Origin of the sequence: Mycobacterium sp. TKK-01-0059, from assembly GCF_000709305.1 — a bacterium.
GTDB classification, from domain to species: Bacteria; Actinomycetota; Actinomycetes; order Mycobacteriales; family Mycobacteriaceae; genus Mycobacterium; species Mycobacterium intracellulare.
The window spans coordinates 331,843-356,914 of sequence record NZ_KL446995.1 but is presented as its reverse complement, the minus strand read 5'-3'; the positions used below and the strand labels follow the sequence as shown (position 1 = coordinate 356,914).

The following is a 25,072-nucleotide window of genomic DNA, read 5'->3' as shown; positions in this document are numbered from 1 at the left end:
GCCCGGTGTCTCACCACCCCCGCACCGTTTAGCGCAATCAGCGGCATGGCGGTCCTGTGTTTCAAGCAGCGGAGCAACACGAAAACGCTCGGTGCAGTGAAACGCCAAGTCAACCACGGCACCAAACCAACCTGCACGACGATGTCACCGGAGGTTTGCAACTCATGACACTGCTGCGTCGATCATGTGTGGTTATTGCCCACTAGCGACGCCTCAAGCGGATGGACGACTCTTGGTAAAACCTTGACAAAAAACGTAAAGCAGCCCGGGTGTGCGCAACCGCATGACATGGCATACGAAAGGGGTATGGCTGCCCCTTTTATCGTTGTGCTGTATGCGTGCACCGACTGATCAAATCAGATCAATTTTCCGTAAGTCGTCAGAATAGCCCGGGTGTTTACGACGCACATACCTGACGAACAGAAGACGCGAGATGCTGGAGTTGCTGTATATGGGTACACCTGGGTGCGGTACTGCCATGGACAATGTGTGCAGATGTATCAGTGTAAGGCCATTCCCATATCGTCATCTCTCATTGCACACCAACAACTTTCGGAGGGTCAAACGCATTGTCAGGTTTGGCGCCAAAACGTAGCAAATCGTTACGGCCATACTCGTCGGCTATGTTTTCCACGAGTTTGCGTACTGTAATTCCTTGTCCTGAACAGATGTTGACAGCGCCTTTGCGATCACTTAGCGCGGTGTCCACAATCATGCTGGCTGCGTCTTTCACGTCCATGAAGTCCCTGACCTGATCCCCACGCGATAGCAGCACCTCTTCACCCGCTGTGAGTTGCCGGCGCACATAGGGAATCAGGCGACGCTCATCCTCGCCCTCGCCATACAGGTAGAAGATCCGGCACCACGCAAAGCTGTCGGCATCGAAGTAGCGGCTCAGCGTCATGTAGGCCGACGCCTTACACGCCGCGTACAGCGTAGTGGGTGCCAGCGGGGTGGTAGTGGTCAGTACGCCTGCTGCGGTGTCGTATTCAGCGCAGGTACCGATACCGACGAATCTCTTACCCCCCGCTTCGTGAAAGGCTTTGGCCAGTTTCAATGTGCCGGTGAGGCATTCCATGTTCTGTGGGGATTGCAGATACTTGCCGGGCTCGGCGTACCAGGCCAGATGGATGAGTGTGTCGGAGCCGGCCAACAGTTCAGATAGGTTGGAGATGTCCGTCGTGAACAGGTCGTTCACCGTGGCCACATCGACCGACGTTGGTAGATCGCCGCCGTCGCGAACCACAGCCCGTACGCGCTGACCGCGCTCGAGCAGCTCCCTGAGCACCTGCCGGCCGACAAAGCCGGTAGCTCCGGTCACGACGACAGTCATGACCAGACGAGGATGTCGACGAAGACGGGCTTGGCCCCCAGGTGGACGATCGGCGCCGCCGAGGCGATCCAGTTGGTGTCGGCCATGATGACCTCGTCGCCGGGCCCGATTCCGAGCGCAGCCATGCCCATGTGCAGTAGGCCCGTGCAACTCGACGTGGCGATCGCGTGCTTGACGCCGAGGTGCTCCTTATACGAGTTCTTGAACCTCCCGATGTACGCATAACACTGCTCACCCCAGCCGTTCGCGGCGGCATCGGTGGCGTAGCCCACCTCGAGGTCGGTGATCGACGGCTTGGTGTACGCGATACGGGGCTTCACAGGAAGCTCAATTCAGGAACCGCCGTCACGAAAATCGCACCTGCCTCGGCAAGATCTTTCAGCTGCGTCCGCACTTCCTGAGCGATGTTCCTGGGCAGGATCACCACGTAGTCTGGCGAATTTTCCCACAGCGCCTGCGGCGCGCGGATTGGAATGTGGCTTCCCGGCAGGAATTTCCCTTGCTTGGATGGTGCGGCGTCACAGACGTAGGGCAACAGGTCGGGCCTGATACCGGCGTAGTTCAGCAAGGTGTTGCCTTTGGCGGCCGCTCCGTAGGCGGCCACTCGTCGGCCGGCACGCTTCTGTTCGATCAGAAAGGCCACCAGATCGTCCTTCACCCGGTCGGTTCGCTTCTGGAATTCGGTGTAGGTCTCCAGCCGAGTCACCCCGAACTCGGCCTCGCGCGCGAGCAGCGCGGCGACGCGGTCCCTTGTGACGATCGCTGCGTCGGTGTGGCAGCCATATACCCGTAGGCTACTGCCGTGAGTTGGCAGCTCCTCGACATCCCACACGCGCAGGCCGGCTTCGGCGAAGATGCGGACCACCGCGGTGAGTGACAGGTAAGAGAAATGCTCGTGGTAGATCGTGTCGAACTGGGTCTGCTCGATCAATGGGACAAGGTGCGGAAATTCCAGTGTGACAGTGCCTTCCGGCTTGAGCGCTGCAGCCAATCCCCGGGTGAAGTCGTTGATATCGGGCACGTGTGCGTAAACATTATTGCCGGCGATCAGATCCGCCGACCGTCCTTCATCTGCCAGCCCGCGACCTAGGGCTTCACCGAAGAATTCCCGCATGACTGGGATGCCCAGCGCCTCGGCAGCCGCCGCCGTGCTTGCCGTCGGCTCGATTCCCAGGCAGGGAATCCCCGCTGCCACAAAGTTTTTCAGAAGATAGCCGTCGTTAGAGGCGACCTCGATGACGAAACTCTCGGGCCCAAGCTGCAACCGGTCGGTGATCATGCGCGCGTAGTCGGCGGCGTGATCGAGCCAACTGCTCGAAGTGCTGGAGAAGTAGGCGTAGTCGGCCCTGAACAATTCCTCAGCCTGGGCGTAGTCCTCGGTCTGCACCAACCAGCACCGGTGACACACCCTCACGCGCAGCGGGTAGTGCACCTCGGGATCGGACAGCTGCTCGGCGTAGACATAGGCGTTAGAAGGCGGTGCAAAGCCCAGGTCCACAAAGCTGTGTTCCAACGCCATGTCGCAGTGTCGGCATTTCATAAGGCGACTCCGGTGAAATCGGCACTCAATAGCGGATGGGAAAGGTCACGGGGCGAAAGGTCTTGTGGCGGCAATGGCCACGTGATGGCGAGCCGCGGATCGTCGTGCCGTAGACCGCCCTCGGAGGCCGGGTTATAGAACGCGGTGTGCAGGTAGAGCAACTCGCTGTGGGGCTCCAACACCTGGAAGCCGTGGGCGAAACCCTCAGGAATGACTAGCATTTGCGCGTCGTCCTGGGTCAGTTCCACGGCGTGCCACTGCAAGAAGGTCGCGGATCCGGCGCGCAGGTCGACCGCGACGTCCACGACCCGACCGCGAAGGCACCGGATCATCTTCATCTCCGCGTGCGGCGGGTGTTGGAAATGCATGCCGCGCACGGCGCCGACGCTGCTGGTACGGGAGTGATTGATCTGCACGATCTGGCGCTGGCCCAGCACGGGCTGCAGTTCCTCGGCACAGAAGAGGCGGGTGAAGGCGCCGCGGGCATCCCGGTGCGGTACCGATTGCGCAATCTTGACGCCGGCCAGCGGTGTGTCAAGGATTTTCATGTTGTCGCCCAACCTAATCCCGCGCTGGCCGCATCGGCGACGTAGGTCTCCAGTTCCTCGGCGCTCGGCAGTGCACCCGATTCCATCAGAAGGCGATACCAGATGGCTGTGTGATGGATTGCCTGGTCCAGCTTCCACACGGGACGCCACCCCAACTGTATCCGCGCCTTGGCGCTGTCGAGTTGCAGTAGGCCTGCCTCGTGCGGCTGGGGATCAGATGTCACTTGCCAGCGCAGCTGCGGCCAGGTGTGCGCAAGATCGTGGAGTACCTGCTCGACGGTCCGGTTTCCTTCGCCGTCCGGCCCAAAGTTCCACGCGTCGGCGCAGGCAGTGTCGCCCGCCACGAGTCGCTGACCCAGCACCAGATAACCGCTGAGGCAATCTAATACGTGCTGCCACGGTCGCGTCGCGTGCGGCGAGCGAATGACGAGGGGCTCGCGGGCGGCAACCGAACGCACCAGGTCTGGAATCAGTCGGTCCTCGGACCAGTCGCCACCGCCAATCACATTGCCGCCGCGGGCCGTTGCGAGTAGCGGTGCCGACGGCTGTTGCAGAAACGCGGTCCGATAGCTCGCAGCCACCAACTCGGCGCCGGCTTTGGACGCGCTGTAGGGATCGTGACCTCCCAGGCGGTCTCGTTCACGGTACGCCCAGGGCCATTCGCGGTTTTCGTAACACTTGTCGGTCGTGACGACGACGATGGCACGCACGTCCGGTGTGCGGCGGGCGGCCTCGAGCACATGCGCAGTGCCCATCACATTGGTGGCCCAGGTGGCGATCGGCTCGCGGTAGGAGCGACGGACCAAGGGCTGTGCTGCCAAATGGAATACGATCTCGGGTTTTGCAGTGTCGAATACCCGACGGACTTCCGCTTCGTCGCGGACGTCGATGCGGTGATCCTGGATCGCTAGTTGCAGTAGGTTCCAATGGCTCGGCTCGGACGTCGGATCTAGTGCGATGCCGGTGACTTCGGCGCCCAGCGATTGCAGCCACAGACACAACCAGCTGCCTTTGAAGCCGGTATGACCGGTAACCAACACGCGGCGCCCGCGATACGCCGATCCGAAAGCGTTCAATTCCAGCATTTCCACGGCGCTTCGCCGCTACTCCAGAGTTCTTCGAGCATGTTCTTGTCCCGCAGCGTGTCCATGGGCTGCCAGAAGCCGGAATGCTCGAAGGCCATCATTTCGCCATCGGCAGCGAGACGGGTCAAGGGTGGGCCTTCCCACGAGGTCTGGTCGCCCTCAATGTAATCGAGTACCGAGGGCGACAGGACGAAAAATCCGCCATTGATGAGGCCGCCATCACCTCGCGGCTTCTCGACAAAGCCCGTTACTTGTTCACCGGCGCACTCCAGGGCCCCATAACGTCCCGGCGGGAGCACCGCGGTAACCGTGGCGCGGCGGCCGTGTTGGCGGTGGAATTCGACGCTCGCGCCGATGTTCACGTCGCTCAGCCCGTCACCATAGGTAAAGCAAAACGCTTCGTCATCCCGAATGTAGGCTTCCACTCGCTTGAGGCGCCCGCCCGTAAGGGTGTTCTCACCCGTATCCACCAGCGTCACTCGCCAGGGCTCCGCATGGTGCCGGTGGACTTCCATCTTGTTGGCGGACATATCAAAAGTGACGTCCGACATGTGGAGGAAATAATTGGCGAAATATTCCTTGATCACATACCCCTTGTAACCGCAACACACAATAAAATCGTGGATACCGTGGTGGGAGTAGAGCTTCATGATGTGCCATAGGATTGGTCGTCCGCCGATCTCCACCATGGGTTTGGGGCGGATCGTGGTTTCTTCGCTCAGGCGAGTACCAAACCCGCCGGCCAACAATACGGCTTTCATCGGCATCCCTTTCGACAGCTCCGTCGGCTACTTCCGGATCTAACGCGCCGCACCAGGCCCACTGTGCCACGAGACATCTGACTGACTACCTAGATCCAGTGTGCGGGCGCGGCGCGCCCCCTTGGGCCGACGCTTTGCTAAGAATAAAGTTGCTGACCGAGAGATCGCGGATCGGCCCGCGACGGGTGCGGGCAGCGGGAATAGGACTCACGTGGAACTCAATCTCAATCCGCTGGCCCTCCTCGCGCAAGCCCTGACGGCGGGCGAAGCTAGGCAGCGCACTCTGGTTGGCCGCGGGCTCGCGTGGCAGGTGCGTGAACGGGAAGTCGTCAACGGCCTAGCCGACGTGGAATTCTCGGTGTTCAGTCAATTCGGCGACGACGGCATCATTCAGTGGCTCATCCATAGGCTTTCGGGATTGAGCGAGACGTTCGTAGAATTCGGCGTCGGGGACTACCGAGAGTCCAACACCCGGTTCCTGCTGCTGAACGACAACTGGCGCGGACTGGTGATGGATAGCTCCGATCGAAACGTCGCCGTCATCAAGCGCGACGAGATTTCGTGGCGCCATGATCTCCAGAGCGCATGCGCCTTCGTGACGGTAGAAAATATCAACCAGTTGATGCTGGATCATGGGTTCGAAGGCGAGATCGGACTTCTTCATATCGACATTGACGGCAACGACTACTGGATCTGGCGTGGCCTCACTGCCGTACGACCCGCGATCGCGATCATGGAGTACAACAGCGTGTTCGGCGCCGAACGCGCGATCACGATCCCCTACGACCCGAATTTCAGTAGAGCACGCATCAACAATCTGTACTTCGGCGCCTCGCTGCCGGCTATGTGCGACCTCGCTACTTCCAAGGGATATGACTTTGTCGGTAGCAACAGTGCAGGGAACAACGCTTATTTTGTTCGCTCCGACCTGCAGCACGGACTTAAGGTCCTGACCGCTGCGGAGGGCTACGTGACATCCAAGTTCGCCGAGTCCAGGGACAGCAAGGGCCGGCTGACTTATCTCCGGGGCGAGCGGCGATTGGCTTCCCTAAAAGGATTGCCCGTGATCAATACCCGGACGGGCGCCGAAGAGGAGCTCTGAGTGTTGATCGACCCCTCGCCGTGTGACTGTGCTGGGCGATTACGACCCAGAAGGTTCTACCTGCGCGACCGGTAAACAGCCTGGAACAGAAGCGTGAAGGGAGCCTAAGCGCCGCAGGCAGGGACGTGACTCACCTAAGAGAATCGTGCATTCAAGCTGGGGCTCGTACCATGACCTCTTGACGTAGCAGGGACGACTTCGATGATGGGATGCCAGACGTTTGGGTGACGAGCATGCACCGACAGAAGTAAGGATCTTATGAAGCGAGCGCTCATAACCGGAATCACCGGACAGGACGGCTCGTATCTTGCCGAGCTGCTGCTAGCTAAGGGATACGAGGTCCACGGGCTCATCCGTCGAGCTTCAACGTTCAATACCTCCCGGATCGATCATCTCTACGTCGATCCACATGAATCGGGTGCGCGACTACTCTTGCACTACGGCGACCTCACCGACGGCACCCGATTGGTCACTTTGCTCAGCACCATCGATCCCGACGAGGTTTACAACCTTGCTGCGCAGTCGCACGTGCGTGTCAGCTTTGACGAACCGGTGCACACCGGCGATACCACGGGCATGGGATCGATCCGACTGCTCGAGGCCGTTCGCCTCTCTCGAATCGACTGCCGCTTTTACCAGGCCTCCTCGTCGGAGATGTTCGGTGCGTCGCCACCACCGCAGAACGAGCAGACACCATTTTATCCGCGCTCACCATACGGCGCGGCAAAAGTCTTCTCTTACTGGGCGACACGCAACTACCGAGAAGCGTACGGTTTGTTCGCGGTGAACGGCATCTTGTTCAACCACGAATCGCCCAGGCGCGGCGAAACATTCGTGACCCGAAAGATCACGCGAGCAGTTGCGCGCATCAAAGCCGGCGACCAGTCAGAGGTGATGTCCCAGGAGCGGTGTAAAAGGGGCGTCACGTAGGCTCCCTGTTTTGCGTTGGTGATTTTATGCGATCGCTGACGAATTGGATGCCGCCACGGCGAGCATGTCTTGGTCTTACTTAGATCGCCTCAATGCTCACTGACGCCGGTTTCGGATTGCCGGTCGAATCCGTTGCAGCAGTTGGAAGTCCCGTCGGTGGCAAGTCGACCGTTGTGTCCGACAGACCGTGCATCCGATCACCCCGGCGCGATGGAAAGGAATCACCGGAATCATCGAGGTTTTAACCCTGTGCTGCTGATGGCTCGTGAATAGATACTCGATCGGACCGCCCACTCCTCGAACGGGAGGACATCTTTGACCACGACCGTGCCCCAAGGCCGTCAACTGCACCTCGCTGGGTTTTTCTCGGCTGGCAACGTGACCCACGCCCACGGTGCGTGGCGTCACGTGGGCGCTACGAATGGCTTTCTCAGCGGTGAGTATTACAAGCGGATCGCTCGGACGTTGGAACGCGGGAAGTTCGATTTGTTGTTTTTGCCGGACGGTTTGGCGATCGAAGACAGTTACGGTGGGGATCTTCAGACCGGCGTCGGCCTGGGCGGTCAAGGCGCGATCGCCCTGGAACCGACCAGTGTTGTTGCAACAATGGCCGCGGCGACCGACAGATTGGGTTTGGGCGCGACGGTTTCCACGACGTACTACCCGCCCTACCACGTCGCGCGGATCTTCGCGACGCTGGACCATCTGTCGGATGGCCGGGTGTCCTGGAATGTGGTGACGTCGCTTAACGACTCGGAGGCGCGCAATTTCGGGGTCGACAAGCACCTAGAACACGATATCCGCTACGACCGTGCCGACGAGTTCCTTGAGGTCGTGAAGAAGCTGTGGAACTCCTGGGGCGACGATGCTCTGCTGTTGGACAAGGCGGGCGGGCGGTTTGCCGACCCGAAAAAGGTCCAATACGTTGGGCACCAGGGCAAATGGTTGTCGGTTCGCGGCCCGTTGCAGGTCCCCAGGTCACCGCAGGGCGAGCCGGTTATCCTGCAGGCGGGATTGTCACCGCGCGGTCGGCGCTTCGCCGGGCGGTGGGCCGAAGCGGTGTTTAGTATCTCGCCGAATCTGGACATCATGCGTGCGACCTATCAGGACCTCAAGGCGAATGTGGCCGCCGCTGGCCGCGATCCGGACCAGACGAAGGTTTTCACGGCGATCATGCCGGTCCTCGGAGAGACTGCGGCCATCGCCCGAGACCGGCTGGAATACATCAACTCGCTGGTGCATCCTGAGGTCGGTCTGTCGACCCTGTCGAGTCATAGCGGGATTGATCTCTCGGCGTATCCGTTGGACACCAAGTACGCCGATATCGTGGCCGACCTTGGTGACCGGCATGTGCCGACCATGTTGCAGATGTTTTCCGCGACCGCTGGCGGCAGCGACTTGTCGCTCGGGGAACTGGGACGGCGATACGGGACCAACGTCGGGTTCGTGCCGCAGTGGGCGGGAACAGCCGAGCACATCGCCGAGCAACTCGTCAGCCATTTCGAGGCTGGTGCCGCAGACGGGTTCATCATCTCTGCGGCCTATCTGCCCGGCGTCTACGACGAGTTCGTTGATCAGGTGGTGCCGTTGCTGCAGGAGCGCGGAGTGTTCCGCACCGAGTACGAGGGAACTACCTTGCGCGAGCATCTCGGGTTGAGCCGCCCCACCGGTAGGAGCGTGCAATGACCACGACTCCGGTCGAGCGTGATGTCCTGGCCTACAGTAACTGCCCGGTTCCCAATGCGCTGCTGACCGCCTTGGAAGCGGGTTTGTTGGCGCAGGAGGGTATCGCCCTGGAGGTGTTGAGCGGCGCCCAGGGCGCTTTACACTTCACCTACGACCATCCCGCCTACACCAGGTTCGGTGGGGAGATCCCGCCGTTAGTCAGCGAGGGGCTGCGGGCACCGGGGCGTACCCGCCTGCTGGGCGTCACCCGCTTCGCCGGGCCTCAGGGCTTTTACGTGTGCGCGGACAGTCCGGTGCGGTCGCCCGCCGAGTTGGCGGGCCGCCGGGTCGGGGTCTCGGCGGCGGCGATTCGCATCTTGCGCCGCGAGCTGGGTGACTATCGCCAGCTCGACCCGTGGCGGCAGACATTGATCGCCCTGGGCACCTGGGAGGCTCGGGGCCTGCTGTCCACGCTGGAGCGCGGCGGTGTGAAACTGGGCGATGTCGACCTGGTCGCCATCGAGACTCCCGGCGTGGATCTGCCCGCGGACCGGTTGAGCGCCGCCACCAGCGTCAAGGGCGCCGATCTGTTCCCCGCGGTGGCCCACCACCAAGCCGGCGTCCTAGACGCTGGCACAGTCGACGCGCTGTTCAGCTGGTTGCCGTGGGCTGCCGAACTGGAAGATCTCTACGGCGCTCGTGTACTGGCCGACCTCAGCGGCGACCAACGCAACCTATACGCCAGCGTCTGGACGGTCAGCGCGCAGCTGGTCGAGACCCACCCCGATCTGGTGCAGCGGCTCGTCGACGCCGCGGTGCGCGCTGGCCAGTGGTCCCGTCACCACCACGACGAGGTGGTGACAATCCATGCCGCCAACCTCGGCGTGGCGCCCGCGGCGATCGACCGAGGATTCGGCCCCGACTTCGCTGAGCACCTAGTGCCACGCCTGGACGAATCCGCCATCAACCTGCTGGACCAGACACAGCGGTTCCTCCTCGACAACGACCTGATCGATCACCCGGTCGATCTTGAGCAATGGGCCGCACCGGAGTTCTTAGCCGCAAGCCTGAACCGATCGACACCAGGAAACGGATCATGACACTGACGACCAACACCGCGAAGCCCCGGCCAGCCGACCTCGCCGACCCCGTTGCCGTAGCGCGTGATCTGGCCCGGACATGGCAGGACGGCCTCATCGAGCGCGACCGTGCCGGCGGATCGGCCACCACCGAACGCGAGGACCTGCGCGCCAGCGGCCTACTGTCGCTGGCAGTTCCGCAACGGTTCGGGGGATGGGGTGCTGACTGGCCCACCATCTTCGAGGTGATCCGCGAGATCGCCAAAGTAGACGGCTCCTTGGGTCATCTGTTCGGGTACCACACCGTGTGCATCGCGTTCATCGAGCTCTTGGGGTCGAGCGAACAGACGGAGCACGTCTACCGCCAGGTGGCGCAACACAACTGGTGGGCCGGCAACGCATCCAGCGAGAACAACAGCCACGTGCTGGACTGGAAGGTCCGTGCCACACCCCACGAAGACGGAAGCTACCGATTTGAAGGCACCAAGCACTTCACCAGCGGCGCCACGGATTCAGACCTGCTGCTCGTCTTTGGAGTAGTTCAAGACGCGTCAGCGCAGCAGGGATCGATCATCACCGCGGTGATCCCGACCGACCGAGCCGGCGTCACAGTCAACGACGACTGGGACGCCCTGGGCATGCGTCGCACCGACAGTGGCACCGTGGAGTTTCACGACGTGGAGGTGCGCGCTGACGAGGTTCTCGGGGGCCCCAACGCCATCATCAATGACTTCTTCCAGTTCCAGCCCGCCAGCCTGTTCGGGCCACTGGTCCAGCTGAGCTTCGCCAACGTCTACCTTGGGATCGCGCAGGGGGCGCTCGACGCCGCGCGCGACTACACCCGAACCCAAGCCCGCCCGTGGACACCAGCCGGTGTCACCCAGGCGGTCGAGGATCCCTACGTCGTGCGCGCCTACGGCGAAATGGGCATTGCCTACCAAGGCGCGGACGCCGCCGCGCGAGACGCCGCGCGACTGTTGCAAACCGTCTGGGACAAAGGCCGACAACTGACCGCCGAGGATCGCGGTGAGCTCATGGTCCGCGTGTCCGGCGTTAAGGCGTTGACCTCACAGGTCGCCCTCGACATCACCAGCCGCATCTTCGAGGTCATCGGAGCCCGCGGCACACACCCCCGGTACGGATTCGACCGATTCTGGAGAAACATCCGCACCCATACCCTGCACGACCCGGTCTCCTACAAGATCGCCGAAGTCGGCAACTACATACTCAACGGCCGCTACCCGGTGCCCGGCTTCACGTCATAGCCACGTTCGGGTGGGGAGAAGGCTCGCTCCCCACCTGAAACGAATAGTCGGCCTGTGACAATCGATTCTATGCGGTGGCAGCTGAATCGGTTGGCGCCACGCCGGTTTCGGCGTGAACTCCCGAATTCCGTTGCGGGAGTTCGGAAAGTGGGTCATGCAGCGACCTGCGCAGGTTGGCCAGCAGCCGCAGCCCGGCCGGTGTCATGGTGAACCCTCGCCACCCGGCCGAGGCGCGATCGAGCACCGCCCACACCAGCTTCAGACAGGAAACCTCGCCGGGCAGCCGACCGATGACCTTGACCCGGCGGCGGGTCTCACCGAACGTCCGCTCGATGAAATTGGAGTGCCGCACCCGGGTCCAGTGCTCACGCGGGAACCGCAGGTAGGCCGTCAGCGAGTCACGGTCGCTGAGCAGACACCGCACCGCTGCCGGATAGGAGTCGCGCCAACGCCTTTCGAACACGTCGAGCCGCTTCTGCACATACCCGACCGCGTCGGGGCCGGGCTCGATCGTGTCGGGCACCTCGAAGATCGACCAGTAGTCGGCCTTGACCTCCGCTTGGGCGTTCTTGGGCACCTTGGCCAACACGTTTCTGGCGCGATGCACCAGACACCGCTGCCGCAGCGCCGCGCCCATGGTGCGCTCGACCGCGCCGATCAACCCGGCCGCACCGTCGCTGACCACCAGCAGCGGACACGCCAACCCACGCTCACCGAGCCCGGTCAAAAACCCCTCCCACGCGTCACCGGACTCGCTTGAAGCGGCCTCCAGCCCGACGAACACCGGGTTGCCGTCGGTGTCGATACCCCACGCGGCCAGCACCGGGTCGGCCGACGCGTTGGCGTGGTATTTGAAGTGGCTGCCGTCGAGGAACAGGTAATCCAGCTCGATGTCGTCGAGCCGGCGAGCGCTCCAGGCCTCGAACTGGTCGCGGATGTCTTCGCAGATGCGCGACACCGTCGATTTCGACACCGCGGCGGTCTCGCCGAGCGCCTCGGTCAAGGTGGCCTGCACATCGCGTGTCGACAGTCCGCGCACGAACCCGGCGATCACCAGCGACTCCAGCGCGTTGGTCTTGGTCACCCCCTTACCGAACAACTGGGAGGCGAAGCGCTCGGCGGTGCCGCGCACCTTCGGCCGCTCCAGCGTCACCGGGCCGGCGGTGGTTTTCACCGTGGTCGGGCAGTACCCGTTGCGCATCCCGGCGCGGGCGCCCGCACTGCCTGCGGCCCGCTCATAGCGGTCCCGGCCCAAAAACGCGGTCACCTCGGCCTCGATCGCGGCCTGCAACAGCAACCGGGCGCCGAGCACCGCGACCTGCTCGATCGCACCCGCCAGGTCCTCGCCGCCGGCGAACACCTCATCAATTTCTGCCTGCAACCGCTGCGCAGGCGATATCCTCTTCGACACGGACGTGGGTTCCTTCCTTCAGACTTGCTGGTCTTCGAGGGAACCTACGTCCGAACCCTTTTACACCGCTGGAGGGACACAACCCAGTCAGATGTCTATCTAGGCAACCTCGATGCCGTTCGTGACTGGGGGTACGCGCCCGAATATGTCGAGGGTATGTGGCGGATGCTGCAGGCTCCTGAGCCCGACGACTTTGTCCTGGCGACAGGTCGTGGTTACAGCGTGCGCGAGTTTGCCCAGACCGCATTCGAACATGCCGGCCTCGACTGGCAAAAGTATGTGAAGTTTGACGACCGCTATCTGCGTCCCACCGAAGTCGATTCACTGATCGGCGATGCCACCAAAGCCGCCCAGTCGCTCGGATGGAAGGCTTCCGTGCACAGTGGCGAATTGGCGCGGATCATGGTCGAGGCGGACATCGCCGCTTTGGAATGCGACGGAAAGCCATGGATCGACAAGCCGGTCCTCGCTGGCTGGAAATGACCCGAGTATGAACTCTGCAGTCGGCGTCCTTGACCGCACTTCGCCGGTATACATCGCAGGGCACCGCGGCCTGGTCGGCTCCGCCTTGGTGCGCAGGTTTCAGTCCGAAGGGTTCACGAATCTTCTTGTGCGGTCGCACAGCGATCTCGACTTGATGGACCGGGCCGCAACATTTGACTTCGTTCTCGAGTCAAGGCCGCAGATCGTCATCGATGCCGCGGCCAGGGTCGGTGGCATCATGGCCAATGACACCTATCCCGCCGATTTCCTGTCCGAAAACCTGCAGATCCAGGTCAACCTGCTCGATGCCGCGGTGGCGGCGAGGGTGCCACGGTTGCTGTTCCTCGGCTCCTCCTGCATCTACCCGAAATTCGCTCCTCAGCCGATCCCGGAGAGCGCGCTGCTCACCGGCCCGCTGGAGCCGACAAACGACGCCTATGCGATTGCAAAGATCGCGGGAATCCTTCAGGTGCAAGCGGTTCGGCGTCAATATGGCTTGTCGTGGATTTCGGCGATGCCAACCAATCTCTACGGACCCGACGACAATTTTTCTCCTTCGGGTTCGCACCTGCTGCCGGCGCTCATCCGCAGATACGAGGAGGCGAAGGCAAGCGGAGCCCCAAGCGTGACGAACTGGGGCACCGGCACCCCACAGCGAGAGTTGTTGCATGTCGATGACTTAGCCAACGCGTGCCTGTACCTTCTCGAACATTTTGACGGCCCAGATCACGTCAACGTGGGTACCGGTGTCGATCACAGCATCAGCGAGATTGCCGAGATGGTTGCCACCGCGGTTGGCTATGTGGGCGAAACGCGCTGGGACCAAACGAAACCGGACGGAACGCCGCGCAAGCTGCTGGACGTCTCAGCGTTACGAGGCCTGGGATGGCAGCCCAAAATCTCCCTGCGCGACGGCATTGAGGCAACGGTGGCGTGGTACCGTGCGAACGCAGCTGCGGCCCGGCAATAGAGCAGAGCGCGTACTAGACGCATATCTGGACGTCGGTTCCCCCGAAGGGGCATTCTCCTCGGCCATTCGCATGTTAGTGTTATGCGATGCAATTGCTGGATCAGGTTCGTTTGATCGCGCGTGCCGCGCCTTCCGAATTGTTGCGCTACTTCTCCGAACGCAATTGGAAACGCAAGTTCGTCAAACAGCTCGAATCGCTTAATGTGAATGTAGTTTTCGACATAGGCTCAAACACGGGGCAATACGCTGCCGGCCTCCGCAAAGCGGGCTACCAGGGTCGCATGATCTCGTTCGAACCCCTCTCGCAGCCTTTTGCGACGTTGGAAAGAAGGGCGTCAAAGGACCCACTTTGGGATTGCCGGAGGCACGCACTGGGGGACGCCGACGGCACGGTGTCGGTGAACATCGCAGGCAATGCTGCTCAGAGTAGTTCCGTGTTGCCGATGCTGAAAAGCCATCAAGATGCCTTTCCGCCAGCGAATTACGTTGGCGTCGAAGACGTCGCCGTGTATCGGCTTGACTCTGTGGCGTCAGAAATTTTGCGGCCAACCGATGTGACTTTCCTGAAGATCGACGTCCAAGGTTTCGAGAAGCAAGTGCTCGCCGGTAGTGAAACGACGCTCGCCAACAGTTGTGTGGGCATGCAACTCGAACTTTCTTTTCTGCCCTTGTATGAAGGGAGCATGCTTATCCCGGAAGCGCTCGAGTGGGCCTATTCCATGGGTTTTACGCTAACCGGATTACTACCCTGTTTTATCGATCCGCGGGACGGCCGGATGCTGCAGGCAGACGGTGTATTCTTGCGTGAGAAGGATTGACTTGACAATGCATTTGTTCTGTCGCCTGAATCGAATCCAGATAAAGTGTCTATGGCTCCGACCGACGGCCAATTCGAAAGCCGTGAAGTAGCGTCATGAGTGCACCAATGTTTTCGATCATCGTCCCCACGTTCAACTCGGCCGCGACTCTACAGGCGTGCATCGAAAGCATTGCCCGCCAGACGTACACCGACTACGAACTGGTACTCGTAGACGGCGCTTCGACAGATGGAACCGTCGACATCGCGAATGGTTTTGGCGCTGACCTTGGTGAACGCCTGGTCATCCACAGCGGCCCAGACCAAGGCCCCTACGACGCCATGAATCGTGGCGTCGGAATGGCCACCGGGGAATGGGTGCTCTTCCTGGGATCCGATGACACCCTGCTGGAGTCGGCCACTCTGGAGCTTGTGGCCGCCTTCATTCGCAGGCATGAGCCCAGCGACCTGGTCTATGGCGATGTCGTCATGCGCTCAACCGGAGCCCGACACGCCGGCGCCTTCGATCTCGATCGTCTGCTGTTTGAGACGAACCTGTGCCACCAGTCAATCTTTTACCGCCGCAAGCTCTTTGACGGCATCGGTCCCTACAACTTGCGCTATCCGGTTTGGGCTGATTGGGATTTCAACATCCGCTGCTTCTCCAACCCGGCGCTGGTGACCCGATACATGGACATCGTCATCGCGGAATACAACGACATGACCGGGCTCAGTATGAGGCAGAGCACCGATAGGGAATTTAGAAAGAGGCTGCCGATGTATTTTTGGGTGGCCGCCTGGGAGACGTGCGGCCGGATGCTGGTCTTCTTCCGGAAAAAAGAGAACCGTCGACTGGCGTTGCGCGCCTTGCTGATCAGGTCCAGAGCCGCATCGAAGGCGCGGGCACAGCAGTAGCGCACGCTTGTTGCCATGCCCGTTCGTCGGGCGGCGATCGTGTGTCCCGGACGTCTAAGCGCTGGCTTCGGCGGCCAGCCGATAGCCGCGCACGGCTACCGGAATGAACACCGCGAGCAGCACGACTGCCCAGGCAACGGTTATCGCGAACGGCAACGCGATCGGCCCCCCGTAAGCCAAGGCTCGCATCGTCTCAATGGGTGGCGAGATTGGTTGCATGCGGATCAAAGGACGGACCCAGCCCGGGAATGTGCTGATTGGAGTCGCGCCCGGGTTGACGAACGCCATGGTGAATGTGAGTCCCAACAACCACGTCATTGCGGTCCGACCGTTGTTGCGGACAGCCAGTGCCATCACCAACGCAGTGAACCCGCTCACCACGACCGACGGGATCAGAATAAAAAGCAGTGCCGCATGCCAGCCCTGATTAAAGCGGAGCCCTAACCCGAGCCCGATCACGGTAATGAGGATCGTGCCGATGAATGCCCGCACGACCTCGGCGGTTAACCACCCGATGAGCGCGCTCGCCCGATGTATCGGCAGAATCCACATCCGGCTGATCAGCCGCGACTGGCGGTCCATGGTGATGCCGACGGAATTGCCAAGCGAGCCGAACAAAGCGGATATCACCGCGCACATGGGGACCACGCCGTAAACGCTGTCGACGCCGGTGACTTTGTGCACCTGCTCGCCTAGCACGATTTGGTAGCAGAACAAGAGGAAGACTGGGAGCAACAGCGACCCCATTAGGACCGCTTGGTCGCGCCGCCACCTGAGAAGGAGCCGAGCGGCCTGCACCCAACTCTCGGTCACCAACGACCCCTGGGTCTCGAGTCGATGCGTCACTAGCCACGCCTCTGCATCCGCAACGTAAGCGTCCCAAAGACCAGCACCATGCCCAAACACCACGCCAGAGTGGCTGCCATATTGCTAAATATCACATGCCCGCTCGCCAGGCCACGCAATGTTTCGGCGAACTGTGACACCGGCTGGTTGCGAACATAGGGGCGCAACCAGCCGGGGAAGGTTTTCTCGGGGGCGATCCCGGTGGACAGCATGAACAACAACAGTTGGGGCACGAAGAGGAGGTGACTGGCGCCTTGGACAGTTTGTGCGCGCGATCCCAGCGCGTCGGCGCCGAGCGTTACGGCTAAGCACAGCAGCAGCGCAATGATCAGGAAAGCTATCGCGTTGCCCAATCCACCGGTTAAGCGGAAACCGAACGCATAGCCGGCCACCATCGCCACTACGAGGCAGAGCGTGCCCCGCATCAGAGTGGCTGCTACGCGGGCGGTCACCGTGGCTGCCGCTGCGACCGGCAGGGTCCGTATTCGCTCACCGAGCCCATACAGACGGTCACGCGCAGCACGATCCGCCGTCATCAACCCTACGAAAATCATCGACTGGGCGACCACCGCGGGCAGAAAGTACTGCGTATAACTGACGGGCCCAGTGTCGATCAGGCCGTGTAGCGCCACACTGAACCCCGCCAAATACGCTGCGGGGGAAAGGACTTCAAAGATCATCTCACCGTCGCGTGCCGCCGACATCAGCGACCGTTCGGTGAGGGCGGCAAGGGCGCTCATGGCCGGATTGCGGTCTGCTCGGTGAGGTGCAGGAATGCTTCGTCGAGCGAGGGCTTACGCAGCGAGATATCCGCGAGTTCGAGCCCGAGCGCGTCGACCCGACGGAATACTTCGACCAGCGTCGCCACGCCGTCGGGCGCGAACACCGACACCGAACTCGAGTCGGTGTCGATATCGACGCCGTCGAGGCCGGTAAGCGCTTCGGCGACGCGGGGCAGATCGGCGGGATTGGCTGGCGTCACCTGGCAGTAGCTGGCACCCACTGCGCGCTTGAGTTCCTCGGCGGTGCCGCTGGCGATCACCTGCCCGTGGTCGATGACGACGATCGAGTCGCTCAACACGTCGGCCTCTTCCAGGTACTGCGTGGTCAGCAGCACCGTGATGCCCTCCACAGTCAGCGAACTCACCAAGGCCCATACATCACGGCGGCTGCGTGGGTCCAGCCCGGTGGTCGGTTCGTCCAGGAAGAGCACCTGCGGCGGCACCACCAACGCACTGGCCAAATCGACGCGCCGAAACATGCCGCCGGAGTAGGTCGACATCCGACGGTCGGCGGCGGCAGTCAGGTCGAACTGCTCAAGCAGTTCGTCGGCGCGCGCCTTCGCCTGTCGCCGATTCAATCCGCGCAGCCGGCCAAACAACACCAGGTTCTCCCGGCCCGTCAGCATGGGATCCATTCCGGTGAACTGTCCAGCCATTCCGATGCTGGCCCGCACCTCGGCGGGCTGGCGCGCGAGGTCATACCCGGCAACGCTGGCGCGACCCGAACTGGGGCGAATCAACGTGGACAGGATGTTGATCGTGGTGGTCTTGCCGGCGCCATTATGGCCCAGCAGCCCGCATACCGTCCCGGCCTGAACCGAGAAGTCCACGCCATTGAGCGCGATCGTGTCTCGCCCGAATGTCTTTGTGAGGCCTACAACCTCAATAGCAAGTGGGCTCACGGTAGGAGTATTTCACGGTGCGTAACGGCGTGCTGACGGTATCGACAGATGACGATGTGGGGGAGGGGATGGGCTTGAAGCAAACTCATTGGCGTCCAATCTTTCTCGCCGCGCTATTGCGCGGAGGACATCGACCGCCTCGCTATCCGGGACAGCGAAACGACTAGGAACACCTAGACGGTCGGCCTGGCAATCGGGATCTCGGCCGTGGGGGCGTCCGCGTCGTCGTCCTCGCGCAGCAGGGTGCGCACGGAGGGGCGCGTGCCCACCGAGCGAAGCAGCAGGCTTGCCGGCCGCGGCCGAACCAACAGCGGCCACCAGAACCACCGCCCGAGCAGCGCCGCGATGGTGGGCGTCATGAACGAGCGCACGATTAAGGTGTCGAACATCAGGCCCAGGCCGATCGTGGTACCCACCTGACCGATGATGCGCAAGTCGCTGACCACCATCGATGCCATGGTGAATGCGAACACCAGGCCCGCGTTCGTCACGACCTTTCCGGTGCCGCCCATCGCCCGAATGATGCCCGTGTTGATGCCGGCGGCTATTTCCTCTTTCATGCGGGACACCAGCAGCAGGTTGTAGTCCGAGCCGACCGCCAGCAAGACGATGACCGACATCGGCAGCACCATCCAATACAGCTCGATGCCGAAGATGTACTGCCAGATCAGCACCGACAACCCGAACGAGGCGCCCAACGAAAGGGTCACCGTGCCCACGATGACAAGGGCGGCGATAAAACTTCGGGTGATGATGAGCATGATGATGAAGATCAGACACAGCGCGCCAACGCCGGCGATCAAGAGGTCGTAGGTCGAACCGTCCCGGAAGTCCTTGAAGGTCGACGCGGTGCCCGCGATATTGATCTTGGCGTTTTCCAGCGGCGTGTTCTTGAGCGCCTCTTCGGCCGCCTGCCTGATCTTGTCGATGCGGGCCACGCTCTCGGACGTTGCCGGGTCGCCGCGGTGGGAAATGATGAAGCGGGCGGCCTTTCCATCGGGCGACAAGAATTGGCTCATCGCTTTCTTGAAGTCCGCATTCTCGAAGATGTCCGGCGGCAGGTAGAACGAGTCATCATTCTTGGAGGCGTCGAACGCCTCGCCCATGGCAACGGCGTCCTTGTTATTGCTGTCCATCTGGCCGATGATCCCGGACATGGTGCTGTGATTGGTCAGCATCATCTGTCGCATGTCCTCCGACATGGCGATCATCGGCGGGTACTGCTCGAGCAGCTGCGGCATCAGCTTGTCCATATTGTCGAGATCTTTGAGAAGATCCGTCAGTTTGTCGCTGAGTGTATCGATGCCGTCGAGCGTGTCGAATATGCTTCTCAATGACCAGCATATCGGGATGTCATAGCAATGCTTTTCCCAATAGAAGTAGTTGCGCAGCGGCCGGAAAAAATCCTCGAAGTCGGACACATGGCCTCGTAGGTCATAAATGACTTCGGCCATTTCCTTGGTCTTCTCGATGGTATCGTGCGTGATGTCGGTCATGCGCGATTGCAATTCGTAGATGCGCTTCATGATCTCGATTTGTTTCGCCATCATGTCCGCCTGGACGAGCATGTCATCCATACGCAGCTGCATGTACTTGATGTCCTGGCTCATCATCGCCTGTTGCATGCTGAGCAAAAACGGAATCGACGTGTGCTGGATCGGCGTTCCCTCCGGCCGCGTGATGCCCTGCACCCGAGAAATACCGTGAACCCCGAAGACTGCCTTGGCAAGCCTGTGCAGCACCAGGAAGTCCGCCGAATTCCGCATGTCGTGATCGGCCTCGATCATCACGATTTCGGGCATCATCCGCGATTGATTGAAATGACGATCGGCGGCCGCGTACCCGACGTTGGCGGGAACGCTGTTGGGCATGTACAACCGGTTGTTGTAGCTCGTCTTGTATCCGGGCAAAGTGGCCAGGCCGACAATGGCGATCGCTATCGTCGCGCACAGGATAGGTGCGGGCCAGCGGACGATTGCCGTGCCGATGCGGCGCCAGCGGCCGAACCCGATCGTGCGCTTCGGGTCGAATAACCCGACACCACCGCCGACGGTCAGAACCGCCGGAACCAGCGTCAAAGCGATCAGGACCGAAATCAGCATGCCCAAAGAGCAAGGCAGACCCATGGTTTGGAAGATGGGCATGCGGGTGAAGCTCAGGCACAACATCGCCCCGGCGATCGTCAGACCCGAACCCAGGACCACGGGGGAGACGCTGCGATAGGTGGTGAAAAACGCGGTTTCCCGGTCCTCGCCGGCCTGGCGCGCCTCTTGATAGCGGCCGAAGAAGAAAATGGCGTAGTCGGTCCCGGCGGCCATCGCCAGCGCGACCAGCAAGTTCACGGCAAACGTCGACAGGGCAATGAAGTTGTGATCGGCGATAAAGGCGATGACACCCCGCGCGGCAAAAACTTCGATGCCCACCGTCAGCAACAAAAGAATGACGGTAATGACCGAGCGGTACACGAAAAGCAGCACGATGAAAATGATCAAGGCGCCGATCATCGTCATTTTCAGAATGGATCGGTCACCGGCGAGCTGCATATCGGAAAAAAGCGCCGCCGGGCCGGTGACATAGGCCTGAATGCCGGGAGGCGGTGGCGTCCGCGCGATGATGTCGCGGATCGCCGCCACGGATTCCTGACCCTGCGTGGTGCCTTGATTACCCGCCAGGTTCAACTGCACATAGACGGCCTTGCCGTCGGGACTCTGGGCACCCGCCGCGGTGAGGCGGTCTCCCCACAAATCCTGCACGTGCTCGATGTGCTTGGTGTCGCTCTTGAGTTCGCGAACCAACTTGTCGTAGTAGGCGTGTGCCGAGTCGCCGAGCTGCTGCTGCCCCTCGATCACCAGCATCGCGAAGCTGTCGGAGTCCGATTCCTTGAAGTCCCGGCCCATGCGCTGCATGGCCTGGACGGCCGGGGCGTCCTGTGGGGCCAGCGGCACCGAATGCTGTTGGCCCACGATCTCGAGCCGCGGGACGCCGAAGGTCACCAGCAGGGTCAGCGCTACCCACCCGATGATGATGAGCGCCGAAAAGCGACGGATGTTCCGCGCGATGCGGGGAGGCCGAGTTCCTTGGGTCGTCATGCGGCCCCCAGCGTGTCTGCGGCGCTATCGCCCTGCGTCACGATGTTCCCCACGGTTGCTGTTCCCATCCTGAAGTGGAAAGCCGCCACTTACTGCGACTGCTTCAGCAGCAACGAACGCACCAACGGACGAGGCCCCGTGGGCCGCAGCATCGTGCTGGCGGGGCGGGGACGCACCAGCTGTGGCCACCAGAACCAACGCCCCAGCAACGCAGCCACAGAGGGCGTCATGAACGCACGCACCACCAACGTGTCGAACAACAGTCCCAAACCGATCGTGGTGCCCAATTGGGCGATGCTGCGCAGGTCGCTGACCACCATTGAGGCCATGGTGAACGCGAACACCAGGCCGGCGTTCGTCACGACCTTGCCGGTGCCGCCCATGGCGCGAATGATGCCGGTGTGGATCCCGGCGGACAATTCCTCCTTCATACGGGAGACCAGTAGCAGGTTGTAGTCGGAGCCGACCGCCAACAGCACGATCACCGAGGTGGACAGCACCGTCCAGTGCAACTGCATGCCCAGGAGGTACTGCCAGACCAATACGGATAGCCCGAAGGACGCGCCGAGGGACAGCAAAACCGTGCCGACGATCACCATGGCGGCGATAAAACTTCGCGTCATGATCAGCATGATGATGAAAATGAGGCAGAGCGCGGAGACGCCGGCGATCAGGAGGTCGAACTTGGACCCGTCCACCAAATCTTTGGTGATCGCCGCCGTGCCGGTGAGGTAGATCTTGGCGTTTTCGAGGGGGGTCCCCTTGAGCGATTCTTCGGCCGCCGTCTTGATCTGTTCCACCCGCGAGAGGCCCTCGGGTGTCGCCGGGTCACCCCGCTGCGAGATGAGCAGACGGAAGTCCTTCCCGTCCGGCGACATGAACACCTTCTCGACCCGTTTGAAGGCGTCGGAGCCGTTGATGATCCCCGGCGGGAGGTAGAAGGAATCGTCGTTTCTGGAGGCATCGAATGCCTGGCCCATGACACTCGGATCCTTGGCGCTCGAATCCATCTGACCCATGACCCCGGACATGGTGCTGTGCATGGTCAGCATCATGCTGCGCATGCCGGACATGGTTTCGATCATCGGCGGGATCTGCATGACCAGCTGCGGCAGGATCGCGTCGAGCTGATCGAGGTTTTTCACCATCTCCTGCAGCTTGTCGCTGATCAAGTCCACGCCGTCGAGCGTGTCGAAAATCGACCTCAGCGAGAAGCAGATCGGAATGTCGTAGCAGTGTTTTTCCCAATAGAAGTAGTTGCGTAGGGGCCGCCAGAAATCCTCGAAATCCGAAATATGATCGCGTAGCTCCGACGTGATGTCCTGCATTTCATGCGTCGTCTGGACCATGTGGTGAGTGGTGGCGACGAGCTCTTTCATCAGACCCAGCATGTGCTGCATGATGCCGATCATTTTTCCCAGCTCGTTGGCCTGGACGAGCATGTCGTTCATGCGGTCTTTTTGAAAGGCCATGTTCTGCATCTGGCTGGCCTGACCCATGCTGATGATCCACGGAATCGTGGTGTGTTGCAGGGGCACACCTTCGGGGCGGGTGACGGTCTGCACTGTGGCAATACCCGGGACAGCAAGCACGGCCTTGGCGAGTTTGTTGATCACCAACATATCGGTCGGATTGCGCAAATCGTGATCGGTCTCGACCAACAGAATCTCGGGCATCTGCATTCGCTGGCCCGGAAAGTGCCGCGCCGCCGCGGCGTACCCCACATTGGCGGGAATGCTTTGCGGAATGAATTTCTGGTCGTCGTAGCTCGGGTGGTAATTCGGCAAGGCCAACAGGCCGATCAGCGCAACGGCCAACGACGCAACCAGAATGGGCGCCGGCCACCGGACGATGGCCGTGCCGATCCGTCGCCACCGGCGGGCCGAGACCGCCCGCCGAGGCTCGAACAGGCCGAACCGGGCTCCGGCGGCCAGCAGCGCCGGCCCCAGCGTCAGCGCAATTAGCACCGCAACCGCTATGCCGACCGCGCACGGTATACCGAGCGGTTGGAAAAAGGGCAGACGGGTGAAGCTGAGGCAGAGCACCGCGCCGGCGATGGTCAAGCCGGAGGCCAACACAACCTTCGCGACCCCGGCGAATGTGGTGTAGAAGGCGTCTTCGCGACTTTCGCCGGCCTGCCGAGCCTCTTGATATCGGCCGACGAAGAAAATGCCGTAGTCGGTTCCCGTCGCGATGACCGCCGCGACCAGCAAGTTGACGGCAAAGGTGGTAAGGCCGACCAGCCCGAGATGGCCGAGAAGCGCGACCATACCGCGCGCGATCTGCAATTCCAGGCCGACGATGAGCAACAGAAGGATGACGGTGACAATCGATCGATAAACGATCAGCAACGTCAGGAAAATCACGCAAAGGCTGGCCAAAGTCACCAGCGCGACCGTCTTCGCGCCGGCGGCGTTCATGTCCGCGACGATGGCCGCGGGACCGGTGACATAGACCTTGAGCCCGGGCGGGGGAGAAGCCTCCTGCACGATCTTTCTGACTGCGGCCACAGATTCGTCGCCCGCGGCCGCGCCCGCGTTGCCGTTCAGGTTCACCTGAACGTATGCGGCCTTGCCGTCCTGGCTTTGCGCGGCGCCGCGGGTAAGCGGGTCGCCCCAGAAATCCTGGACATGCTGCACGTGCGTGTGATCGGCCTCTAACTGGCGAACCAAACGCGTGTAATACGTGTGCGCGTCGTCGCCCAGTTGCTGTTGACCCTCCAACAGGACCATGGCCATGGCGCCGGTATTGGTCTCCTTGAAATCCTCGCCCAGCCGCTCCATCGCCTTGAACGACGGTGCGCCCAAAGGACTTAGCGATACCGCATGCTCAGCCGAAACCTGCTCCAGTGAGGGGACGGCGACGCTGATGAGGACCGCGATGCCAAGCCAACCCAAGATGATGGGCACCGACAACCGGTGGATGATCCGCGCCACCCGTGATCGCGCGGCGGGCTGCTGGGTCTCCAATTGCTCGGTACTCATGTGGCAGTCAACACGCAGTAGGTGAATGCGTTCAATTGGTGCGAGATCCTCTCGGTCTTGACAACGCCGTCCACCACGATGCGGCAGCCAAGAGTGTCGCTATTGCCCTGCGCCACTACGTTTCCCACGATTGACGGCAACGTGGTCGAGATGTCGAACGTCCACGGCAGCACGATGCCGGTGATGTGGTTCGGCTCGCCGTTGGCGTCAAAGTAGCTGATGTCGGCCATCGTCCCCGCCGGGCCGAAGACCTCGTATTTCACGTGCTTGGGGTTGAACGGTTTAGTGTCCTGCTGCCGCGATTCGGCGTACGACGGGCGGTGCTCGGAACCGAATACGCCGTGCAACCGCGAAACGGTCATGCCCCCGGCAATAACCACCGCCACGATCACCAACGGGATCCACAGCCGCTTCAGCAGGCTGAGAACTGCGGCACTCTTTTGGGATCGATTCGTTTGACGGCCAGTTTGCTGTGTGGGTTCAGGCGAAGATCGGCGAGCAAAGCCCAAGAAACCGCGTCTCCGGCCAGACGGTTGGCTAATTTCTCGTCCTTCCGCGATGGTGTTGTCGGGCCGGGCCCGCACGT

The 25,072-nt window shown here is 61.6% G+C and carries 21 protein-coding genes and 1 pseudogene; 9 read left to right on the top strand and 13 right to left on the bottom strand.

Annotated elements, in window-relative coordinates; translation table 11 throughout:
- Nucleotides 1-532: 532 nt before the first annotated feature.
- The 6 genes from K883_RS23510 to rfbF are packed head-to-tail and all read right to left on the bottom strand — an operon-like array spanning nucleotide 533 to nucleotide 5,267.
- Nucleotides 533-1,333 (bottom strand): NAD-dependent epimerase/dehydratase family protein, encoded by an 801-nt coding sequence (locus K883_RS23510; RefSeq protein WP_036455996.1) that lies wholly within the window; start codon nucleotides 1,331-1,333, stop codon nucleotides 533-535.
- The gene (locus tag K883_RS23505) at nucleotides 1,330-1,653 is read right to left on the bottom strand and encodes a DegT/DnrJ/EryC1/StrS family aminotransferase (RefSeq protein ID WP_036455995.1); all 324 of its coding nucleotides are present in this window, start codon (nucleotides 1,651-1,653) and stop codon (nucleotides 1,330-1,332) included. Before K883_RS23505 ends, K883_RS23510 begins: the two co-directional genes overlap by 4 nt.
- Entirely contained in the window at nucleotides 1,650-2,873 is a 1,224-nt protein-coding gene (locus K883_RS23500; RefSeq protein WP_255358946.1) for a class I SAM-dependent methyltransferase, read from the bottom strand. Before K883_RS23500 ends, K883_RS23505 begins: the two co-directional genes overlap by 4 nt.
- On the bottom strand, nucleotides 2,870-3,433 hold the full coding sequence (locus tag K883_RS23495) for a dTDP-4-dehydrorhamnose 3,5-epimerase family protein (protein ID WP_231119624.1): 564 nt from the start codon (nucleotides 3,431-3,433) through the stop codon (nucleotides 2,870-2,872). The genes K883_RS23500 and K883_RS23495 overlap by 4 nt, the downstream gene beginning before the upstream one ends.
- The gene (gene rfbG, locus K883_RS23490) at nucleotides 3,418-4,506 is read right to left on the bottom strand and encodes a CDP-glucose 4,6-dehydratase (protein ID WP_233042791.1); all 1,089 of its coding nucleotides are present in this window, start codon (nucleotides 4,504-4,506) and stop codon (nucleotides 3,418-3,420) included. Before rfbG ends, K883_RS23495 begins: the two co-directional genes overlap by 16 nt.
- Nucleotides 4,494-5,267 carry a glucose-1-phosphate cytidylyltransferase gene (gene rfbF, locus K883_RS23485; RefSeq protein WP_026071340.1) on the bottom strand — a complete coding sequence of 258 codons (774 nt, stop codon included), beginning with the start codon at nucleotides 5,265-5,267 and terminating at the stop codon, nucleotides 4,494-4,496. The genes rfbG and rfbF overlap by 13 nt, the downstream gene beginning before the upstream one ends.
- A gap of 211 nt (nucleotides 5,268-5,478) precedes the next feature.
- On the opposite strand from rfbF, the gene K883_RS23480 reads away from it, so the two are divergent.
- The 5 genes from K883_RS23480 (at nucleotide 5,479) to dszC (ending at nucleotide 11,308) form a co-directional block, all read left to right on the top strand.
- Nucleotides 5,479-6,369, top strand: a complete 891-nt coding sequence (locus tag K883_RS23480; protein ID WP_036455992.1) for a hypothetical protein — start codon at nucleotides 5,479-5,481, stop codon at nucleotides 6,367-6,369.
- Between the two features lie 258 nt (nucleotides 6,370-6,627).
- A complete protein-coding gene (locus K883_RS23475; RefSeq protein ID WP_081914405.1) occupies nucleotides 6,628-7,299 on the top strand; it encodes a GDP-mannose 4,6-dehydratase in 672 nt (223 codons plus the stop codon).
- Nucleotides 7,300-7,626: 327 nt separating this feature from the next.
- Nucleotides 7,627-8,985, top strand: coding sequence for an LLM class flavin-dependent oxidoreductase (locus tag K883_RS23470; protein ID WP_036456163.1), 1,359 nt, complete (start codon nucleotides 7,627-7,629; stop codon nucleotides 8,983-8,985).
- Nucleotides 8,982-10,064: a type 2 periplasmic-binding domain-containing protein gene (locus K883_RS23465; protein ID WP_020821772.1), complete on the top strand. Its 1,083-nt coding sequence runs from the start codon at nucleotides 8,982-8,984 to the stop codon at nucleotides 10,062-10,064. Before K883_RS23470 ends, K883_RS23465 begins: the two co-directional genes overlap by 4 nt.
- Nucleotides 10,061-11,308, top strand: a complete 1,248-nt coding sequence (gene dszC, locus K883_RS23460; RefSeq protein WP_015388811.1) for a dibenzothiophene monooxygenase — start codon at nucleotides 10,061-10,063, stop codon at nucleotides 11,306-11,308. The genes K883_RS23465 and dszC overlap by 4 nt, the downstream gene beginning before the upstream one ends.
- 67 nt (nucleotides 11,309-11,375) lie before the next feature.
- On the opposite strand, the gene K883_RS23455 is transcribed toward dszC, so the two are convergent.
- The gene (locus tag K883_RS23455) at nucleotides 11,376-12,719 is read right to left on the bottom strand and encodes an IS256 family transposase (RefSeq protein WP_015388812.1); all 1,344 of its coding nucleotides are present in this window, start codon (nucleotides 12,717-12,719) and stop codon (nucleotides 11,376-11,378) included.
- Nucleotides 12,720-12,785: 66 nt separating this feature from the next.
- On the opposite strand from K883_RS23455, the pseudogene K883_RS23450 reads away from it, so the two are divergent.
- The 4 genes and pseudogenes from K883_RS23450 to K883_RS23435 all read left to right on the top strand — a co-directional run.
- Nucleotides 12,786-13,202, top strand: a pseudogene (locus K883_RS23450) (GDP-mannose 4,6-dehydratase); the annotation flags it as partial.
- A gap of 7 nt (nucleotides 13,203-13,209) precedes the next feature.
- Nucleotides 13,210-14,172: a GDP-L-fucose synthase family protein gene (locus K883_RS23445; RefSeq protein ID WP_036455990.1), complete on the top strand. Its 963-nt coding sequence runs from the start codon at nucleotides 13,210-13,212 to the stop codon at nucleotides 14,170-14,172.
- An 86-nt stretch (nucleotides 14,173-14,258) separates the two neighbouring features.
- Complete coding sequence (locus K883_RS23440) at nucleotides 14,259-14,990, top strand: FkbM family methyltransferase (protein WP_014380400.1); 732 nt, start codon at nucleotides 14,259-14,261, stop codon at nucleotides 14,988-14,990.
- A 107-nt stretch (nucleotides 14,991-15,097) separates the two neighbouring features.
- Nucleotides 15,098-15,883, top strand: a complete 786-nt coding sequence (locus K883_RS23435) for a glycosyltransferase family 2 protein (RefSeq protein WP_269153945.1) — start codon at nucleotides 15,098-15,100, stop codon at nucleotides 15,881-15,883.
- Between the two features lie 54 nt (nucleotides 15,884-15,937).
- Here K883_RS23435 and K883_RS23430 read toward each other — a convergent pair whose 3' ends face one another.
- The 6 genes from K883_RS23430 to K883_RS23405 form a co-directional block, all read right to left on the bottom strand.
- On the bottom strand, nucleotides 15,938-16,729 hold the full coding sequence (locus K883_RS23430; RefSeq protein WP_080588026.1) for an ABC transporter permease: 792 nt from the start codon (nucleotides 16,727-16,729) through the stop codon (nucleotides 15,938-15,940).
- Complete coding sequence (locus K883_RS23425; RefSeq protein WP_014385158.1) at nucleotides 16,729-17,469, bottom strand: ABC transporter permease; 741 nt, start codon at nucleotides 17,467-17,469, stop codon at nucleotides 16,729-16,731. Before K883_RS23425 ends, K883_RS23430 begins: the two co-directional genes overlap by 1 nt.
- A complete protein-coding gene (locus K883_RS23420) occupies nucleotides 17,466-18,413 on the bottom strand; it encodes a daunorubicin resistance protein DrrA family ABC transporter ATP-binding protein (protein WP_026071342.1) in 948 nt (315 codons plus the stop codon). Before K883_RS23420 ends, K883_RS23425 begins: the two co-directional genes overlap by 4 nt.
- Before the next feature lie 173 nt (nucleotides 18,414-18,586).
- A complete protein-coding gene (locus tag K883_RS23415; RefSeq protein WP_009953331.1) occupies nucleotides 18,587-21,502 on the bottom strand; it encodes an MMPL/RND family transporter in 2,916 nt (971 codons plus the stop codon).
- An 89-nt stretch (nucleotides 21,503-21,591) separates the two neighbouring features.
- The gene (locus K883_RS23410) at nucleotides 21,592-24,486 is read right to left on the bottom strand and encodes an MMPL/RND family transporter (RefSeq protein WP_009953332.1); all 2,895 of its coding nucleotides are present in this window, start codon (nucleotides 24,484-24,486) and stop codon (nucleotides 21,592-21,594) included.
- A complete protein-coding gene (locus K883_RS23405) occupies nucleotides 24,483-24,902 on the bottom strand; it encodes an MmpS family transport accessory protein (RefSeq protein WP_036390192.1) in 420 nt (139 codons plus the stop codon). Before K883_RS23405 ends, K883_RS23410 begins: the two co-directional genes overlap by 4 nt.
- Between the last annotated feature and the right edge of the window lie 170 nt (nucleotides 24,903-25,072).

What these genes read in the sequence shown, in the direction of transcription:
- rfbF (WP_026071340.1), bottom strand. Translation starts at nt 5,267, where the DNA reads ATGAAAGCCGTATTGTTGGCCGGCGGGTTTGGTACTCGCCTGAGCGAA.
- K883_RS23465 (WP_020821772.1), top strand. Translation starts at nt 8,982, where the DNA reads ATGACCACGACTCCGGTCGAGCGTGATGTCCTGGCCTACAGTAACTGC.
- K883_RS23415 (WP_009953331.1), bottom strand. Translation starts at nt 21,502, where the DNA reads ATGACGACCCAAGGAACTCGGCCTCCCCGCATCGCGCGGAACATCCGT.
- K883_RS23440 (WP_014380400.1), top strand. Translation starts at nt 14,259, where the DNA reads ATGCAATTGCTGGATCAGGTTCGTTTGATCGCGCGTGCCGCGCCTTCC.
- K883_RS23510 (WP_036455996.1), bottom strand. Translation starts at nt 1,333, where the DNA reads ATGACTGTCGTCGTGACCGGAGCTACCGGCTTTGTCGGCCGGCAGGTG.
- K883_RS23410 (WP_009953332.1), bottom strand. Translation starts at nt 24,486, where the DNA reads ATGAGTACCGAGCAATTGGAGACCCAGCAGCCCGCCGCGCGATCACGG.
- rfbG (WP_233042791.1), bottom strand. Translation starts at nt 4,506, where the DNA reads ATGCTGGAATTGAACGCTTTCGGATCGGCGTATCGCGGGCGCCGCGTG.
- K883_RS23475 (WP_081914405.1), top strand. Translation starts at nt 6,628, where the DNA reads ATGAAGCGAGCGCTCATAACCGGAATCACCGGACAGGACGGCTCGTAT.
- K883_RS23435 (WP_269153945.1), top strand. Translation starts at nt 15,098, where the DNA reads ATGTTTTCGATCATCGTCCCCACGTTCAACTCGGCCGCGACTCTACAG.
- K883_RS23425 (WP_014385158.1), bottom strand. Translation starts at nt 17,469, where the DNA reads ATGAGCGCCCTTGCCGCCCTCACCGAACGGTCGCTGATGTCGGCGGCA.
- dszC (WP_015388811.1), top strand. Translation starts at nt 10,061, where the DNA reads ATGACACTGACGACCAACACCGCGAAGCCCCGGCCAGCCGACCTCGCC.
- K883_RS23500 (WP_255358946.1), bottom strand. Translation starts at nt 2,873, where the DNA reads ATGAAATGCCGACACTGCGACATGGCGTTGGAACACAGCTTTGTGGAC.
- K883_RS23445 (WP_036455990.1), top strand. Translation starts at nt 13,210, where the DNA reads ATGAACTCTGCAGTCGGCGTCCTTGACCGCACTTCGCCGGTATACATC.